Here is a 17,270-nt window from a genome sequence, read left to right on the forward strand (position 1 = left end):
CGCTATTGCTGTCGTTCCACTTCTCGGTAGCACGCCACCCCAGCCCACCGTAGCGGTACTCTTTGAGCGTAAGCGGGCTATCCCCGGAGCAGTTCAGCTGAATGGTAATGTCTGCAATGTAATAATCCTGACCAGCCTGTGGCTGATAGATCCTGACAGATTGCAGCTCATTGAGCGCCACTTTCTTTTCTCCGTTCTTTTTAAAAGCGACATGCTCGTGCAGGGTCTGGTAATCTGCATAGACAGCACCTTCATTTACAGATACAAAATTGGCAAACTTAACTGTTCCCTTTTTGTCTTTAAGGTTCCAGAAATCGATCATCTCCCCTTCAAACATTACGTGTGTCCATGGATTCCACAGGCCATAGTGGTGATAATGATCCGGTGCATTGATCCGGGTGAGCGGCTGTCCGTGGGGTGTCCACAGCGGATGAATGAAGCCGCTTCTTTTAAAAGCGGTATCTACCCCTTTAGGAGGGTACATGGTCTTGAAATTATACTGCAATAAATTTTTATTATTGGCACTAACAGTCAGCGCGCCATTTTCTGTAACAGTTTTGATGTGATCTGCTACTTTTAACGGACTGCCCTTTTCAAGTTCAAAAATCCGCTTCGCAGCGGCCCCTTGTTCCTGCTTCAGTATCCAGTATAAAATGCGCTGCCCTTTGTTTTCAATTTGGTATGCCACAGGATTCCGCCTGCCGTTTTTCACTTCAACCAAACTGATCACTGAATCGGGAAGATAGGTTATTTTATCCAGCTGAATGCTCAGCGGCATATCCAGGGACTGATTGTCTTTTTTCTGCAGCACTTCGAGCACAGCGATCTTTTGTGCAGATGCCACTGAAAATATGGAAAAAAAAACAGTGAGGGCCACGGCTATTTTAAATTGCTTGTTCATACTTCTTGGTTTACTTTTACGAATATACATGCGCCTGTACAAAATTACCTGGTGAATACTCCGGTTTCATGAATGTTCACATTTAACGAACTGCCATAGTCATTCTTATAAATCTGTTTGAAGTACCTGAATGACCTTATCCGTGTTAAGTCGGCATACACTGGTTTTGCCGTCTGCGGGCTTCCCGTATTCACCACCGGGATGTTTGAAATTACAAATTCCCCCAGCGACTCCCAAATAGCACCATCATTGCTGATCTGGAGCTCAACTGTCTTTAAAGGATTGGTACCTCTCTGGTAAAAATAAAAGCCTTCAATGCCGTCGACAACTTTTTTCATATCTACAATTGTCCAGTGAGGATATTTGAATGCAGCACCTATCTGGTTGACATACAAATTAGTAACGTTGCCATCTATCAGATTGACCGCAAAACGTTTACCGGCCACATCTTCGCTGGAGGCTGTAATGGTCCATCCGGCCTTATTGATTTCGATAGGCGAGCCTTTGATCTTTACCGCCTTATATTCGGTATAGAAGCTGTCAAGCGCTAAGGGTGTTGGAAGGTATTTTGTTCTGTAACTAAACACCGTTTCCGAACTTACCTTTGTCAGTTTCGTGCTGACAGAATCGGCAGGAATAATGAGGTTATGCTGTGTGCCCGACAAATCTGTATAGCTGACTTCGGATGCTACTGCCTCTTTATAGGAAACTGCACCCCAAACAATTCTCGCAGTATCATTTCCAATGATGGAAGCTCCGTTAACCGGTCTTATCAATAGTGTTTTTAGATAATTATCCCCATAGACATCTCCGATGACTTCTGTTTTTACGGACTTGTTGCCTTTACTGTCAAAAGTAAAGATCTCAAATACGTAAGTCCCCTCATTAAGTCCATTGAGTTCGACGTTGACACTATCTACACCACTTGTCCGGTTGATCGTCACGTTTACAGAATCCTTTCGGTTGCTCCAGTATACGACCGCCCTGTTGACTTTGGGGTCGGCTACTGTAAGCCAGGAAAGCCTGATCCTGTTCTTCCCGGGATGTATTCGTAATGAATCAGGCTTGGCAACGTAAGTGATCGGGCCATCCTTTAAGAAATCTGAATAGGTGCTGTCCATCTTGCTGCAGCTAACGGCTAAACAGGCCAGCGCGATAAAGCAGAGGAGGAATATATTTTTATTTTGTTTCATAACATTCACATTTTAAATCCTTGTTATTATAATCATTTATATTCCGCTCCGTCATTCCCTTCTTCCCCAGAAGGTCAGTTCGCCGATGTATATATAATCCAGATAATCCCAGGTCTCGAGTGTATTAAAGCGTATGTACCTTACAGCGGGCGCATCTTCAGGGAGTGTGAAATCCTCTCCTGTGGTGCTTGCATACAAGTTATCTTCATCGGTATTGATGCCGACCGGATTCCCGGAGGGCTTAACAGATTCACAATCCATCAGCTTTACCCAGCCGTCCCAGCTGCCCTGCGGATCAGGACTGTTACTTCCCCAGATCTCCCATTTCCTGGGAGATCCGAGTTTGAATGCATAAGTGTTTGGCGGCCCCCTGTGGTATAATTTATAACGGCTGAGTTTTGCTTTTACCTTCAAATCAAATGTAAAATGCTGCGGCATACCGGTACCCGGTTTGGTATGTAACACGGAAACGCCTGCGGGCCCGCTTACGTTGTCCCATATTTTATCAACCGTATTGCCGGCACCAGCATGAGGTTCGTAGGTGTCTGTCGGCAGATTGTAGGTTTGAAAAGGCTTAGGGATCAGCTCTTCAAAAATCGGTGTTAGCTCTGTAAAAGCTGTATCCGAAAGATTCCCCCATCTGTCTCTGACGACCACTGCAAACTTTCTTTTCTCGGCGGCGAAACCGCGCGCAAAAAACTTACCTTCTTTTGCTTTGCTGTAATAGGTCTCTACTTCGGTCATCTCACCGCTGGCATTTGGTGTATAGAGCGTAACCGCCATACTTGCCTGTCCCTGGTTCTGATAGGTAACAGACAGTCCGCCAAATGTTGCTTTAAAGGCCAGCGTATTGAAAACCTCCTCCAGTGGCGGAAGCTGGCTCCTGACTTTGACCGTTACCGGCTCCGAGGATTTTTCACCTTTGCTGACCGCAAACAACCGGACTTCATGCTCTTCTGTATCCGGAAAACCGTCCACCACAATGTAATTTGTGTAGTTTGAGGACCGGGCTTCCTTTTTTTCTCCGGGTCTGATCTCATACTCTGCCCGCACATAGCGCAGGCTTTCATCTGAAGGCAAATTATAAAAAATCTTAGCTCCGCCAGGCAGCGCTTCTACCCTTAGGTTGGCAACAGGGGCCGGTGCAAGATCCTCATTCAGATTGATGTATTGCTTGTCTTCCTTACATCCAGATAATGCCAGCAGCAGTATCAGACCTGTACTTAATATTTTTCGTATTGTGTTCATAATAGCTTATTCTAATATCATCTCTTAAATTAACCTACCAGCCAGGATTTTGAACGGTATTCTTGTTGGCAAGAATCTCAGTTTCCCGCACAGGCCAGAGATAATCCCTGCTGGTAAATACCTGTTTAAAGATTTGCTTTTCCCGGTAATAGGCGTCGGTGGTCTGCTGAGCAATGTCCCAGCCTGTAATTGGCTTGTTCAACTCCGTAGTGGCTGTTTTCCAGCGGCGAAGGTCCCAATAGCGCTGGCCTTCAAAAGCCAGCTCTATAAGTCTTTCCTGCCGGATGATCTCACGCAGGCCTTCCTTTGTCGAAGGCTTGCCGGGATTCACTGAAGCCGTCTGCCAAGACATCACGACACCTTTCAGCCCTGCACGCTGGCGCACCAAATCTATCCATTTATAAACCCCCGGCCCGGGTCCTGCCGACTCATTCAATGCTTCAGAATACAACAGGTAAAGGTCTGCCAGACGGATCACCGGCCATGGATAATTGATACGGGTATACGTATTTCCATCGCCGATAACATTGGTATAGTAAACCAGTTTTTTTGGCCAGATGCCCGTTACATTATGAGAATTACTGGCAATAGTTGAGGCAGACTGGCCTTTTTTGGCTGATATGTACCAGGTATCATTATCATCAAATTTTCCCTGTCCATACCAGATACTTCCGTCAAACCCCAGATCTGCATAATATCTTGGTTCTCTGTTGAAATTAAGTGAAGCGGTAGTGTACCCCTGCCTTATATTAAAGCGGTCGTCTTCAATTGCCGTTTTCAGGTTAAACCTTCCGGCATAGTCCCATTCAGGATCTTCGGTAATAGGCACGCCCCTGTCAGAATAAAATATGTCCGTTATTTTTATGGGAACTGCCAGGTTACCATTCACACCGCTGTTTGCTCTTTTGGCAGGATCCAGCCCCCTGGCAGTAGCCTGAACCTGAATAGTGCTGGCGGTACTGTTGGGATTGCCCCAGATGATCTCATTGTTCCATTTCTCTGTAACGCTGTTACGGATATTCATTTGAATCCGGATGGTGTCAGAAACATTGTATTGCTGGCCGCTTTGCGTATAATAATATAATTTGTTGCCATTGAACTCACTTAATTCTATTGCCTCCCTGCAAGCCAGCGCTGCGCGTTCCCATTTGGCAGGATCAAAAGTTGTATTGAACAAACTGGTTCCCTGATTGTCTGTAAAACCCGTATAGTCCGTATTGCCATTAAATAAAGGGCTTGCCGCGGTAACCAATGCATATGCTTTTAAAGCCAGAGCGACCGGTCTCGTAATGCGCCCTAATTCGGCAGCTTCATTGTCGATTCTGTCGGGGAGAAGCCCGGGTACAGCAGCCTCATCGAGCAATTGAACCACATAATTAAAACAGTCATCTACCTTATCCCTTCGCACTTTAACATCTTCAATACCTGCAGACACCGGTAAATTTTCCTTTTTTAAAGGAACCGGACCATACATGCGGATCAGCCAGAAATGGTAGTAAGCTTTAAGGAATTTTGCTTCAGCGATCCAGCGGTCCCGCTCATAGCTTTCCAGATCGGGTACGGTACCCACATTCTCCAGAAAGATGTTACAATCTCTGATGCCCTGATACAAATCCCTGCCTCCCTGGCTCCCCTGCCAATAGTTCAAAAAGGGATCTACCACATTTTGGAGGCCTCTCGCAATGCTCCAGCCGGTCGTCGTATAATCATTGTGCAGCCAAAATTCATCACCCGAAGTAAATGCCGGGTTTGCAGTAAGACTGCTTTGCTGCGGCATGTAGGCATAACAGGTAAACAAAAACCGTTCGGCACTCGTGCGCATTGTAAATGCATTTTCTATGGTAGGAATGTTATCCGGGACAATATCCAGATACTTTTTACATGAGCTGGATACACCTAAGAGCACAATAAAAAGACCTATTCTTATATTTTTCATCTTCTTTCTGTTTAAAATGTTACGTTAAGGCCCAGATTAAATACTTTTTGAACCGGATACCCAAGTCCGTTACCGGCCATTTCCACATCCCATAAGCGAAACTTGCTCAGGGTAAAAAGATTGGTCCCGTTAAGGTATACCCTCAGGGAGCTCATACGCAGGCGATCGGCTATCTTTTTAGAAAGGGTATACCCGAATTCTACTTGTTTCAGACGCAGGAAGGCCCCGTTTCTCATAAACCAGGTACTGACCTGCGTGTTGTTCTGGCTGACTTCCGGTGCGCTCAGACGAGGCCATAGGGCATAAACATTCCGATTATCCTCAGACCAGTGACTGTCGGCATATGCTTTTAACAATTGATTTTGGGTTTGATAGCCCAGAATCCTGTCACTGGCATCTCTTTCAGACTGATAATAATAAGAGACAAAAGGGGCTGTTGCTTCCGGATCAATCCAAAAAGACTCGCGTGCAAGCCCCTGCACGAATGCAGAAATGTCAAAGCTTTTGAAGCCGGCTGAAAGTCCGAACCCGTAAACTATTTCAGGTTCCGAAGGATAGCCAATCGGCACCTGGTCAAGTGTGGTTATTTTTCCGTCGCCGTTTACATCGCGGTATTTGATGTCACCGCCCATGACCACTCCGCCAAAACTTTGCTGCGGGGAGTTGGCCACCTCAGCGTCATCTACAAATAAGCTTTCCCCGATATATCCCCAGCGCTGACTGATAGGATAACCTATACGTGATTTCCAGGGCTCATTTAAATAGTCATACTCTTCAAAAACAGTATATTCATTGGTGGCATAGGTAAAATTGGCCCTGCCCTGCATCCAAAATGATTTGTTGAAGGAATGGTTGTATTCGATCTGAACATCAACACCTCTGCCTTTTGCTTTACCTATATTGGCATATGGCTGTACCCAAAGGCCCATTGAAGCAGGCGTAGAAGCACGCTGCTGTAAGATATTTTCACGTTTTTCCGTATAATATTCAGCTATGACCTGCAATTTATTGAACAAGCCCAGCTCGACCGCAAGATTCATTTTTTTAGCGGTTTCCCAGGTGATGCTTTGATCAGAATACCTGCCCACGGTGATGCCGTTTCGTGTATAACCATTGTCCCGGCCAAAAACGGAAGCATAACTGGCGTTGTCCATATTCACCTCAGACAGGTAAAGAAAGCGTCCGGTACCTATATTGTCATTTCCCACAAGGCCATAAGAACCCCTTAATCTCAAGTTGTTTACGGTATTTTTAAAAGGTTCCCAGAACTTTTCATTGGAGACACTCCAGGCCAGGCCTCCCGCCGGGAAGAACCCGAATCTGTGGTCTTCATAGAAACGTTCTGTACCATTGTACCCAAAATTGAATTCAGCAAAATATCTGTTGTCGAAAGCATAAGTAGCCCTTCCCGACAAGCCTAAATTCCTGAAAGGCAGAGATTCCTGCAATGACGGTGCATTGGCAGTCAGGCTCTGGCGCATGATCGAAACCAATAATCCGCTTACGTTATGTTTTTTAAAATCACGGCTGTAATTCACCGCTGTCTCCATATAGAATGTTGAATTGATGCGCTTTTCGCCGGGAGCATAGGTTAAAAAATCAGTACCTCCATCCGGATTAATTACATCTACCCTGTAGGTATTGCTGCGACGGTCGTACTGCCCCATCCGGTAAAAGAAAGGACTATATACCCTGCTCACATCAAAAAAAGCACCTCTGGTCGTATTCATCATGGTCCTGACCGCAAGGCCCTGGGTAAGCATCGAGAGGTCCTGTTTGACCTCAAACTGGGCTACCAGGTTTGACCTTGAATAATCTTTATAGCCACTTACCATATCTGCATATGGGTTTAAATAATCACCATCTACAGCATTACCGAACATAATGTGTTTCACAAACTGATGATCAGCATCTACAGGATACGAAGCCGGAAACAATGCCGGATTGGTACGCATAACCCTTCTGTACATGGCCTCTCCCCCATCAACCGGGCCTGTATAGTCGTCGAAATTACCGCTCAGCCTGATGATCATTTCTGTTGATTTAGTCAGGTTCACGTTTACATTAGATCTTAAAGAATAATTTTTAAGGTTAATGTTGCTGTTAAAGTTGTTGCGCTCGTCTACTTTTAATACCCCATTGTCACGGTTGAAGGCCCCAGCCACATAATACCGGGCCACAGCACCACCTCCGCTCACACTAAGGTTGACCCGCTGGTTCATGGTATAGTCCTTAAACAACTCTTTCCGCCAATCGGTAGACGGATAGATCAGTGAACCTGATCCAAGAACGGTATTGTTGATTTTATCATCGCTGTACGGGAGTTCACCCAAAGGATCCCGGGTCAATATCGCCTCGTTATGCAAGCGCATATAGGTCACAGGATCAGCAAGCTCCACATCCCTGGTAGGAGCAGAAACTGAATTTTCCATTCGCAGGCTAATTTTAGCCTTACCCTCCTTACCTTCTTTAGTAGTCACCAAAACCACCCCGTTTGCCCCTCTCGCGCCGTATAATGCCGTTGCCGTGGCATCCTTCATGATAGAAAAGCTATTGATATCATCAGGATTAAGGCGTGCCAGGTCTGTGGAAGACAATTCTACACCATCAATGAGGATCAGAGGATTGCGGTTTGTACCGAAAGTGGTAATCCCTCTGATAAAGAAATTGGCGTTGTCCTGCCCCGGCTCACCGCCGCGCTGATAAGCGATCATACCTGCCAGTCTTCCTGCAAGTGCCGTTGTAAGGTTACTTGAGGGCACTTTCAGTTCTTTAGGATTGATGGTAGTGATGGAACCAATTACCGACTCCTTCTTTTGTTTTCCAAAAGCTACCACTACAGCCTCATCCAGCATATTTTCGGCAGGCTTGAGGACTACATTGATCACCGATTTTGCACCAACAGTGATTTCCTGAGTTTCAAACCCTACCATTTTGAATACAAGCACCGAATTTTCATCAGGCACTTCAAGGAAATACCGGCCATTGATGTCGGTAGTAGTCCCGATATTTGATTTATCCTTTACAAGGACTGAAACCCCGGGCAAAGCTCCCGCAGAGTCAGAAACCAATCCCCGCACTTCTTTCTTTTGGAGAACAGACTGAAAATTAATCCGTATGGCTTTAGGGGTTGATTTTTTTGCATGCACAACCAGTCCTGCAATGCAAATACAACATGTTATCAGAAGTTTTTGACAACTTCCGGTGATTCGTAGTTTTTTAAGCATAATTTCTTACTATTTGGTTAGGTTCTTATCCAATCATACTTCATACCTGCAATATGATAAAGCCCCTTTTTCTGAGGCGCTTCCAGTTCATCGTTAACCTGGACGCAACTTCAAAGACTTGCTTAAAATGTGGTGTCTGTTCATGGTTTTATTTGGTTTTCATATGCAATCGATTGCATATATAAAGTAAATATAATCCAAAATATTTAATTATCAAATAAATATCAAGAAATATTAAATGTGTTTAAATAGCTATTATATAGCATTATAGCAATTTAAAGAGCCTTGGTGTAAATATGCAATCGAAAGCATTAAAAATCAAAGACAATCACCTATTGAAAAGGATTACTTATACTCCGCAATACGCATTGAATCCACCGTCGACCAATACAGTCTCCCCGCTTACAAATGAAGAGGCCTCACTCAACAGATAGATCAGGGTTCCGGTTAATTCTTTAGGGTCGCCAAATCGACGATAGGGAGTATTTGTGATGAATTTTTGCGCCCTGTCTGTATATGAGCCGTCGGCATTCATTAAAAGATCCCTGTTCTGTTCAGACAAAAACACCCCGGGAGCTATCGCGTTTACTCTGACACCCCCGCCATAGCGCAACCCCAGCTCTACCGCCATCCATTGCGTATAAGCTTCAATTGCCGACTTAGCGAGCGTATATCCAAGCACCCTGGTAATGGGGCGCTGCGCTGCCAGTGAAGAAATATTGACAATTGAACCCTTTCCTTTTTCTGCCATAACCCTACCGAAAATATGGGTTGGAATTACTGTACCAAAAAGATTCAGATCCACTGCTTTTTTTATATCGGAGACTTTGGCATCAAACAGGTTATCCTCAGGATTGATTACGGAGCCGGCGATGTTACCCCCGGCGGCATTTACAAGACCGTCAATCGTTCCCCATACTTTCAACACCTCGTCTTTTGCCGCGGTGATCTGATCTTCATCCATGACGTCTGCCAATACGGCAACCGCCTCACCTCCGGCTTCTCTAATTGAAGCAACACAACTATCAGCCCTTTCCTTGTTCCTTCCAATCACCACAACCTTAGCGCCTGCCTTAGCAACATCCAAAGAAAAGGCAGTTCCTAATACTCCTGTCGCCCCTGTAATTATAATTACTTTGTTTTTTAATGAGAATTGGTCGTTTTGTTCCATTTGATCTATAAATAACTTTTGATTACAACAAATGTAAAATAATCCCTTTTGGTTAGCAGGATTACCGTCGTTTGCTTCGTTTTGAAAGTAAATATATGCAATCGATTGCATATTGCAAGAAAAAACAAGAATTTATTTATCGGTAGAATCTCTTTTTACCAGATCGACGGCTACGGTAACAGAAATGAAATTCTTGCCGGGCTTTAATTTTTGCTGGATCAGGTTCATGATCATTCCCGCAGCCTGAGTACCCACTTCAGAAGGATACTGCTCTACAGATGTAATGGTCGGATTAATAATTTCTGTAAGCGGATCATTTGAATAACCGGTTATTTTAAGTTGTCCGGGTATCTCCATATTGCATTTTTTTGCATAGGACGTAACCGCTAAAGCAGCCGTATCATTACAGCAAAAAACAGCATCCGGCCAATTGTCTTTTTTCCCCGAGAATAATTTTTCGCAGCTTAACAATGCATTCTCCTTAGTTAAATCATGAAAAAATGCCATACTTGCATCCGGAGCAAGATTGCGTGCTTTTAAGGCATCAGAATAGCCTTCGTATCTTTCTCTATATAGATTACAAAACAAAGGACCTCCTATAAAAGCTACTTTCCTGCAGCCTTGTGCAAGCAGATGATTGGTCGCCATATGTGCGCCATGATAGTCATCTCCCTGTATTCTATGCGCCGGATAATTCTTAGGAACCCTGTCAAAAAAAACCAGGGGCCTGTTGCTTCGCGAAAAAACATCAAAATGCGTAAAATCAGTGGTATTGAGGGTAGATGATACGATAAGGCCCTCTACTCTCGAAGCATAAAGTGCATTGACCAGCTCCTTTTCCAGTTCAGGCGATTCATTAGACTGGCATATCATCAGATTATATTTATGCTCGTGGAGCTTATTCTGTATCGCTGTAATTACAGTCGACTGATAGTATTTGGAGATTCTGGGAATGATCAGACCTATGGTATTGGATTTGCTGTTCCTTAAACTGGCAGCAACTGCATTATAACTATAGCCCAGCCTGTTTGCAGCCTCATTCACTTTTATTTTAGTCTCCTGACTGATGTGCGGATGATCCTGCAATGCTCTCGATACTGTGGAAGATGACAAACCCAGTTCCAGGGCTATATCCTTCATCGTATTTTCTGATCCTTTTTTCATTAAGCTAATGGTAATTTCATTTGTACAAATATGCAATCGATTTCTAATATATTAACGTTTCTTTAATAATTAATGAACACATACAAGGTCCGTTTATGCTTTCGGCCAATCCTCAGATTGGCCGAAAGCTAACATTGATACATATAGGTGTGTTACTCTATTTTATCTAAAGGCGGGATATTACTTTCAGAACCGGAATATCCAATATTCTGATTGATGTGCCCCTCTACGTTTGCACGGATTGCACCCTGAGGCACAGGCCAAAGCACGTGATACGCGCTCATGGTATACTGATCGCCGTGATTGGTCTTTACACCGTTTTTATAGAACACGTTCTTTTCCTTGACCCTGTCATAAAAGAAATTGTTTTCCGAAAAATTGTTCAGACTGTAGGCCTTGCCATTGTATGCGGTTTTACCGGTAAGGGCAAAAATATAGGCAATACGTGTCAGTTCTGTTTTGCGGGGCTCTTCATAATAAAGCTCACGGGCACGCTCATCAAGGATGGTCCCGATCGTAATATTTCCAGCGGCATAAGGAGCAGCCTTGGCACGCGCTCTTATTTTATTAATATCTGCAGCTGCACCGGCCAGATCACCCTTCCAGTAATAAGCCTCCGCCCTGAGCAGGTAGGTTTCTGCCAAACGGAATACATACCAGTCGGTATGTCCGCCCTGCATCGGTGCATTTTCAAAATCAGGGATGAACAGCTTATATTGCGGCCAGCCATAATAGCTTCTGATGGTATCCGTAACAATCAGCCCCCCGTTGGCATTGCGCAGTCTGACCGGTTTATTGTAATATTCAGGATCAGATTTCTTTAAATTCGGATCATTATAGACCAGGTCTTCCATGTTCATCCAGTTGCCTTTAATATGCCGCAGGTCATTAGGATCATCCCAAATGGCCTGAGTGCTGTACGATGTTCCGCGAACTCTGCCAATTCCTCTTCCATACATATCCGACTGGGTGATTTCGAGGCCTATGGCATCATTAGTGCCTTTTTTACCATTAGGAGTATTGATATTTGAGCCCCAGTTGGGCACAGCGTTCCGCATGATTTTAGATCCGCCTTCAAACCCACCGTCTACCTGGCGGTCTATGACCATAAAAATCCCTTCTTTATTCTCGCTCAGAGATTTGTTTTCAGGCCTGTGAAGATCCCAGATCACGTTTCTGGTCGCATCAGCTTCTACAGATCCAAAACGATCGGTCATCAGAACATAACGGCCGCCATCAATTACCGCATTGGCAGAAGCAATGGCATCGTCAAATTTACCAAGGCAAAGGTTGATCTTTGTAAGCAAATGATTGACAGCTCCCTTGGTTACCTCACCCTTATTCACATTGTCAGTTACCCACAACGCAGCAAACTCCAGATCCTCTTTCATCTTTTGCAGGATCACGTCCCTTTTTGTCGTATAAAAATCAAACCTGGGTGTGGTCACTTCATTTAACAACAGCGGCACGTCACCAAATTGGTTTGCTAGACGATAATAACGGAAAGCCCTGTGGAAATAGGCAGAGCCCAATATGGAATTTCGCTCCGCTTCGTCTTTAAATTCACCACTGTCAATGCGGCTGATTATGGTATTTGCGTATTTAATCCCTTTGTAACCTTCATCCCAATAATATCCTATCTTATTGAAATCGACAGAATTCAGATTGGCATCCGGTGTGATCAATAAATTCAAATCCTGGGCCGGGCCCGATTTATCTGTAATACCTTCCACAGCTACCTCAGAAAATATTTGTTCCGTAACCCAGGGCGGGCCATCACCGAAATATTCATTTCGTAAATTTCTCGCACAGGAAATCAGTGCCGCACGGTAAAACTCCGGCGATTTAAAATCTTCATCTGTATAAAAAGAAAGCGGATCAGGCTCTAAGAAGCTTTTCTTACAGCCAAGCCCAATGGAGATGATTAATATCAGACAGGCAAATGATATTTTATATATAGTTTTCATCTGTTTATAGTTTATTTTTTATTTGTGATGAAGCTATCATGATCTAATCGCTCTTTTGTGTATTTGAAAGATCATGATGGTTTCATTGTTGAAATTTTTAAATTAATTTATAGGGTTACATTTAAGCCCAAAGTGACATATCTTGGAGTAGGATTCTTATTTTGAGGATCCCAATAATCCCAGTCAGGAGCATAAATTGCTGCGTTTTGAACTGTTGTAAAAATCCGCACACTATTTAGTCTTCCTCTTTCAACAAGTTTCTTTGGCAAAGTATAGGCGAGAGAAACATTGTCTAACCTGATAAATGAAGTCTTTCTGTACACACTGTAATTCGCACTTCCATTACTCGAAAATAGCCTTGCATAGTCATCAATTGGATTTTCAGGCGTCCAGTAAGGCAGTTTATAAGAGTTCTGTCTGTCCTGGAAACCGGCATTATTCTTTGCTTCATTAAAATCTGTCAAAGCGCCCCAGTAAGAATACATGGAAAAAGAGAAGTCAAACCGCTTAAAAAATGTAAATTCATTCCTGATCGCCGCCGTGAATTTAGGATTTCTTGAACCCAGGAATTGCTTATCAGCATCTGTGTATTTATAATCTCCATTAATATCCTCAACTTTAAAATCTCCTGGTTTGACGCCATATTTCGTAGCCTCTGCAGCTTCGTTTTGCTGCCACACGCCCAGAACGTTCAGGTCCCATATCGCATTGACATCCTTTCCGATAAACCAGCCATTACCCGGATCGTCATTCTCTACCTGCCCGATCACATTGCCCTGCTGATCCCGCTTGTTGACCTTACCAAAGAGGTGCACGATCTTATTTCTGTTCACAGATAAATTTCCGGAAGTTCTCCAGGAGAAATTATCCCTTGTGATATTGTTGCTGCTCAGTGCAAGCTCAAAACCCGTATTGGTCACATTACCCAAATTGGATGCCACGTTAAAAAACCCGGTCACACTTGGCAAGGCCCGCAGCAGCAAAAGATCACTTGTATTTTTCTTATACACTTCCAGTGAACCATCTATAATATTATTAAACAGGGTAAAATCCAGCCCGCCGTTAATTGACGTAGTCGATTCCCATTTCAGGTCTTTGTTTACCATTCTGTCTATAAACAGCTGGGCCACCGGCAAAACAACCCCCGCATTGTTCACATAAAGATATTTCCCCGTGCTGAGATTCGAAAGCGCCAGATAACCATCAATATCCCGGTTACCTACTGCACCATAAGACAAGCGCAGCTTTGCGCGGTTGACCCAGGTAACAGACTTCATGAAGTTTTCATCACTGAATACCCAGCCCAAAGCCAGGGAAGGAAAAGTTGCCCTGGGATTTCTTTGTCCAAAAGCAGAATAACCATCACGTCTGACCGTTGCCGTCAGCAGATATTTTTCATTAAGTGTATAATTTAACCTCGCCATGAGCGCGTCCCCGGTAGTTACAATGTCATTGCTGCTCACAATTGGTCTTGTCCCGGAACCGATATTGTGATAGCTCAAATCATCATTCGGATCGAAACCTTCGTTTTCTATTCTTGACGAAGTCTGCTTCAGTTTTTCCGCATTCGCCAATAATGTCACATCGAAACGGTGTATTTTATTAAATGTTTTATTCCACTTCAGTATATTGTCAATTTGCCAGTGAAAGCGCGTGGTCTCAATACGGTTGGCAAACCCTTTTCTGGCCACGTAGTCCGGATGGTCTGCAGAATAATGGTTAAACTCCCTGGTCTGGTCGTAACTCGGAGTAAGGTTCACAGAGTAGGAGAATCCGAAAGGCAGATCCCCCTTCACAAATAATGTTGAAAATATTGTATTGTATTTTAGCATTCGCTCCCGGTAAACATTGTCGAGAAAAGGATTTCTGTTATTCCCAAGGTCGTCATTTGGACTTGGCCGGAGGGTCACGCCATCATCCTTATACTTTTCTCCGAGCGGGGACGCATTTCTGATCTGCCCGAAATCTATCGGGACAGGACTTTCATCGCGGCTGGCGTACTGAAAGTTCACACCCACAGTAGCAAACTTAGCCGCTTTTCCTTCCAGATTAAGCCTTGCACGGGCATTTTTGTATTGGTCTCCAATGGTCAGTCCTTTATTGTCCGTATAGCCCAGCGACAAATAATAAGAAACTTCATCTTTCTTGCCCGAGAGACCTATCGTATGATCCTGACGGAAACCATTTTGATAAATGAGGTCTTCCCAGTTCGTACTTTTTCCAGCCTTATAGTTGGCTATTTCTACCGGAAACATTTTTAGCCTGTTGAGCCACGTCTCAACCGGGTCAGCGGTAACCGGTGTATTGTCATAGGCAAACCACTGCGCCAGTGTTACATTTGAAGGAAGCGTACGCGGGTCATTAAACCGGGATGGCTGAGTGGCTATCGTCCCCGCATTTACACTTTTCAAAACATCAGTACGCCAGTTCACAAATCCATTTGCGTCATAAACATGTTCCGTTACCTCTCTTGAAGCGAAACCAGCTGTTGCGTTTAGCGTAATGATCGGCTTACCGGATTTTCCGCGTTTAGTTGTAATAATAACCACTCCGCTGGCCGCCTTAGCCCCGTACACTGCAGCTGAACTTGCATCCTTCAGCACATCAATAGTTTCAATGTCACTCGGATTAATATCGCTCAGCTGTCCCGGATAAATGACTCCGTCCACGACAAGCAACGGCGTCACCCCTGCGATCAGTGACGACTTTCCCCTCACCTGTAGATCTGAATTGTTACCGCCCTTTGGCGACGCGGAAAAAGCGACATTCATTCCCGCTACATTTCCGCGGAGCAGATCCTGCACATTATTGGGATGCTGATTTTCCAACTGGGTTGCTTTCACTTGTGAGATCGCCCCGGTAAGGTCTTTTTTCAGCGCTGTACCATAGCCAACGACAACAACTTCGTTTAAATCAGTATTCTTATCAGCCAGCACAACATTGACCGTCGTTCCTTTACCTGCAATAGGTACTTCCTGAGTTTCATAACCCAGAGAACTGAATACAAGAATGCTGTTATCAGGTACATCGGCAAGTATATACTGCCCCGCCGCATTGGTCATGGTACCCTGTTTATTGCCTTTAACAGTTATGCTTACCCCTGGCAGCGGCAGGTTTTTTGAATCTGTAACCTTGCCGCGGATGGTCTGGGCAACCGGATTACCGGATAAACTGTGAAGATTTGGTGATCCCGGATAAGGCAATGAAATTGCCATCGAAGAAAAGGAAAGGATACAAAGCAGGACAGCATAAAACAGAAGCCTGCCAGTAAACAATACCTTCCGGTGTTGTAAATTCTTTATCATTAAGTTTAGTTTTAGGTGATGATTAGATGTAGGGAGTTTTGAGGTTAACTTAGCACCGTCCTTAGGAAGTGTCTTTCCATATGTAGTTCATAAGCAATATTTTACGGATTTATACCTTGGTTATCAAAATAAAGTTAGCCATTATTTTAGTATTTGCAACCGATTGCAGTAATTATTTTATTTTTCTTTGCCGGATAATCCGGATTGTTGCATTCTTTAGCATAAATATTTTAATAATGATGTTTAAACACCAATTATAACCCATTTGGAGTAAAATATGATCAAATAACGCAACAAATAAATAATGCAACCGATTGCACAGAAACTCTTACAATTTATTTGTAAATTGCTTATCCAAACACACCAAAATGAAATCCGGTAAAGAAGTAACTATATATGATATTGCTGCTGAATTGAACATTTCTGCGGCTACTGTTAGCCGGGGCCTAAAGGATCATCCTTCGATAAACAAAAAAACAAAAAAGAGAATTAAGGAGGTTGCAATGGAAATGGGCTACCGTTCCAATACCTTCGCCAGTAACCTCAGGAGCAAACGAACCAATACCATTGGGGTGATCATACCCAGGCTCAACAGCAATTTTATGTCAGCTGTACTCTCGGGCATGGAGAAGGTTGCCAATGAGGCCAGTTATAACCTGATCATCAGCCAGTCCCTGGAATCCGCACAAAAAGAAGCGCTAAACGTACAGACCATGTTCAACAACCGCGTTGACGGGATTATGGTTTCACTGGCTTACGACACTAAAGATACCTCACATTTCGAACTTCTGTTAAAAAAGGGAATTCCCCTGCTATTTTTTGACAGAGTACTGGAACACCCTCAATGCACCAGTGTCATGATTGACAATAGAAAAGCCGGGTATGAGGCGACCAGACACCTGGCAGAACAAGGCTGCAAGAACATTTTTCACATTACCGGCGAGCTGACCAGGAATGTTTACGCCGACAGGCTGTCCGGCTACAAATCTGCGCTGCAGGATTTTGGGCTGGAATACAATGAAGCAAATGTGCTGGTCACCAGGCTCGACGAAAAAGCGGGAATTGACGCAGCAGAAAAGATTATGGCCATGGATCCCCTGCCAGACGGTGTATTTGCATCCAATGACACTTCAGCGGTAAGCTGTATGTCTGCTTTAA

Annotated in this window: 10 protein-coding genes; 1 reads left to right on the forward strand and 9 read right to left on the reverse strand. The window is 44.0% G+C overall.

Going from position 1 to position 17,270, the window contains the following annotated elements; genetic code table 11:
- From VK541_RS16530 to VK541_RS16570, 9 genes are all read right to left on the reverse strand, one after another.
- Window positions 1–901 (reverse strand): DUF6807 family protein (locus VK541_RS16530; protein WP_324371431.1); only part of this gene is annotated, 901 nt, incomplete at its 3' end.
- 44 nt (window positions 902–945) lie between these two features.
- Window positions 946–2,094, reverse strand: coding sequence for a DUF4998 domain-containing protein (locus tag VK541_RS16535; RefSeq protein WP_324371432.1), 1,149 nt, complete (start codon window positions 2,092–2,094; stop codon window positions 946–948).
- Between the two features lie 51 nt (window positions 2,095–2,145).
- Window positions 2,146–3,342: a DUF5000 domain-containing lipoprotein gene (locus VK541_RS16540; RefSeq protein WP_324371433.1), complete on the reverse strand. Its 1,197-nt coding sequence runs from the start codon at window positions 3,340–3,342 to the stop codon at window positions 2,146–2,148.
- A 34-nt stretch (window positions 3,343–3,376) separates the two neighbouring features.
- On the reverse strand, window positions 3,377–5,278 hold the full coding sequence (locus VK541_RS16545) for a RagB/SusD family nutrient uptake outer membrane protein (protein WP_324371434.1): 1,902 nt from the start codon (window positions 5,276–5,278) through the stop codon (window positions 3,377–3,379).
- Window positions 5,279–5,289: 11 nt separating this feature from the next.
- Entirely contained in the window at window positions 5,290–8,505 is a 3,216-nt protein-coding gene (locus tag VK541_RS16550; protein WP_324371435.1) for a TonB-dependent receptor, read from the reverse strand.
- Window positions 8,506–8,854: 349 nt separating this feature from the next.
- Window positions 8,855–9,676 carry an SDR family oxidoreductase gene (locus VK541_RS16555; RefSeq protein WP_324371436.1) on the reverse strand — a complete coding sequence of 274 codons (822 nt, stop codon included), beginning with the start codon at window positions 9,674–9,676 and terminating at the stop codon, window positions 8,855–8,857.
- Between the two features lie 132 nt (window positions 9,677–9,808).
- Entirely contained in the window at window positions 9,809–10,840 is a 1,032-nt protein-coding gene (locus VK541_RS16560) for a LacI family DNA-binding transcriptional regulator (RefSeq protein WP_324371437.1), read from the reverse strand.
- 152 nt (window positions 10,841–10,992) lie between these two features.
- The gene (locus VK541_RS16565; protein WP_324371438.1) at window positions 10,993–12,807 is read right to left on the reverse strand and encodes a RagB/SusD family nutrient uptake outer membrane protein; all 1,815 of its coding nucleotides are present in this window, start codon (window positions 12,805–12,807) and stop codon (window positions 10,993–10,995) included.
- Between the two features lie 107 nt (window positions 12,808–12,914).
- Window positions 12,915–16,112, reverse strand: coding sequence for a SusC/RagA family TonB-linked outer membrane protein (locus tag VK541_RS16570; protein ID WP_324371440.1), 3,198 nt, complete (start codon window positions 16,110–16,112; stop codon window positions 12,915–12,917).
- A 368-nt stretch (window positions 16,113–16,480) separates the two neighbouring features.
- Between VK541_RS16570 and VK541_RS16575 the strand changes: the two genes are divergently transcribed.
- Window positions 16,481–17,270 (forward strand): LacI family DNA-binding transcriptional regulator (locus tag VK541_RS16575; protein ID WP_324371442.1); only part of this gene is annotated, 790 nt, incomplete at its 3' end.

This window comes from Pedobacter sp. (assembly GCF_035317785.1).
GTDB lineage: Bacteria > Bacteroidota > Bacteroidia > Sphingobacteriales > Sphingobacteriaceae > Pedobacter.

Coding starts and splice junctions, on each gene's coding strand:
- VK541_RS16550 (WP_324371435.1), bottom strand. CDS start 8,505: ATGCTTAAAAAACTACGAATCACCGGAAGTTGTCAAAAACTTCTGATA.
- VK541_RS16570 (WP_324371440.1), bottom strand. CDS start 16,112: ATGATAAAGAATTTACAACACCGGAAGGTATTGTTTACTGGCAGGCTT.
- VK541_RS16540 (WP_324371433.1), bottom strand. CDS start 3,342: ATGAACACAATACGAAAAATATTAAGTACAGGTCTGATACTGCTGCTG.
- VK541_RS16545 (WP_324371434.1), bottom strand. CDS start 5,278: ATGAAAAATATAAGAATAGGTCTTTTTATTGTGCTCTTAGGTGTATCC.
- VK541_RS16555 (WP_324371436.1), bottom strand. CDS start 9,676: ATGGAACAAAACGACCAATTCTCATTAAAAAACAAAGTAATTATAATT.
- VK541_RS16565 (WP_324371438.1), bottom strand. CDS start 12,807: ATGAAAACTATATATAAAATATCATTTGCCTGTCTGATATTAATCATC.
- VK541_RS16535 (WP_324371432.1), bottom strand. CDS start 2,094: ATGAAACAAAATAAAAATATATTCCTCCTCTGCTTTATCGCGCTGGCC.
- VK541_RS16560 (WP_324371437.1), bottom strand. CDS start 10,840: ATGAAAAAAGGATCAGAAAATACGATGAAGGATATAGCCCTGGAACTG.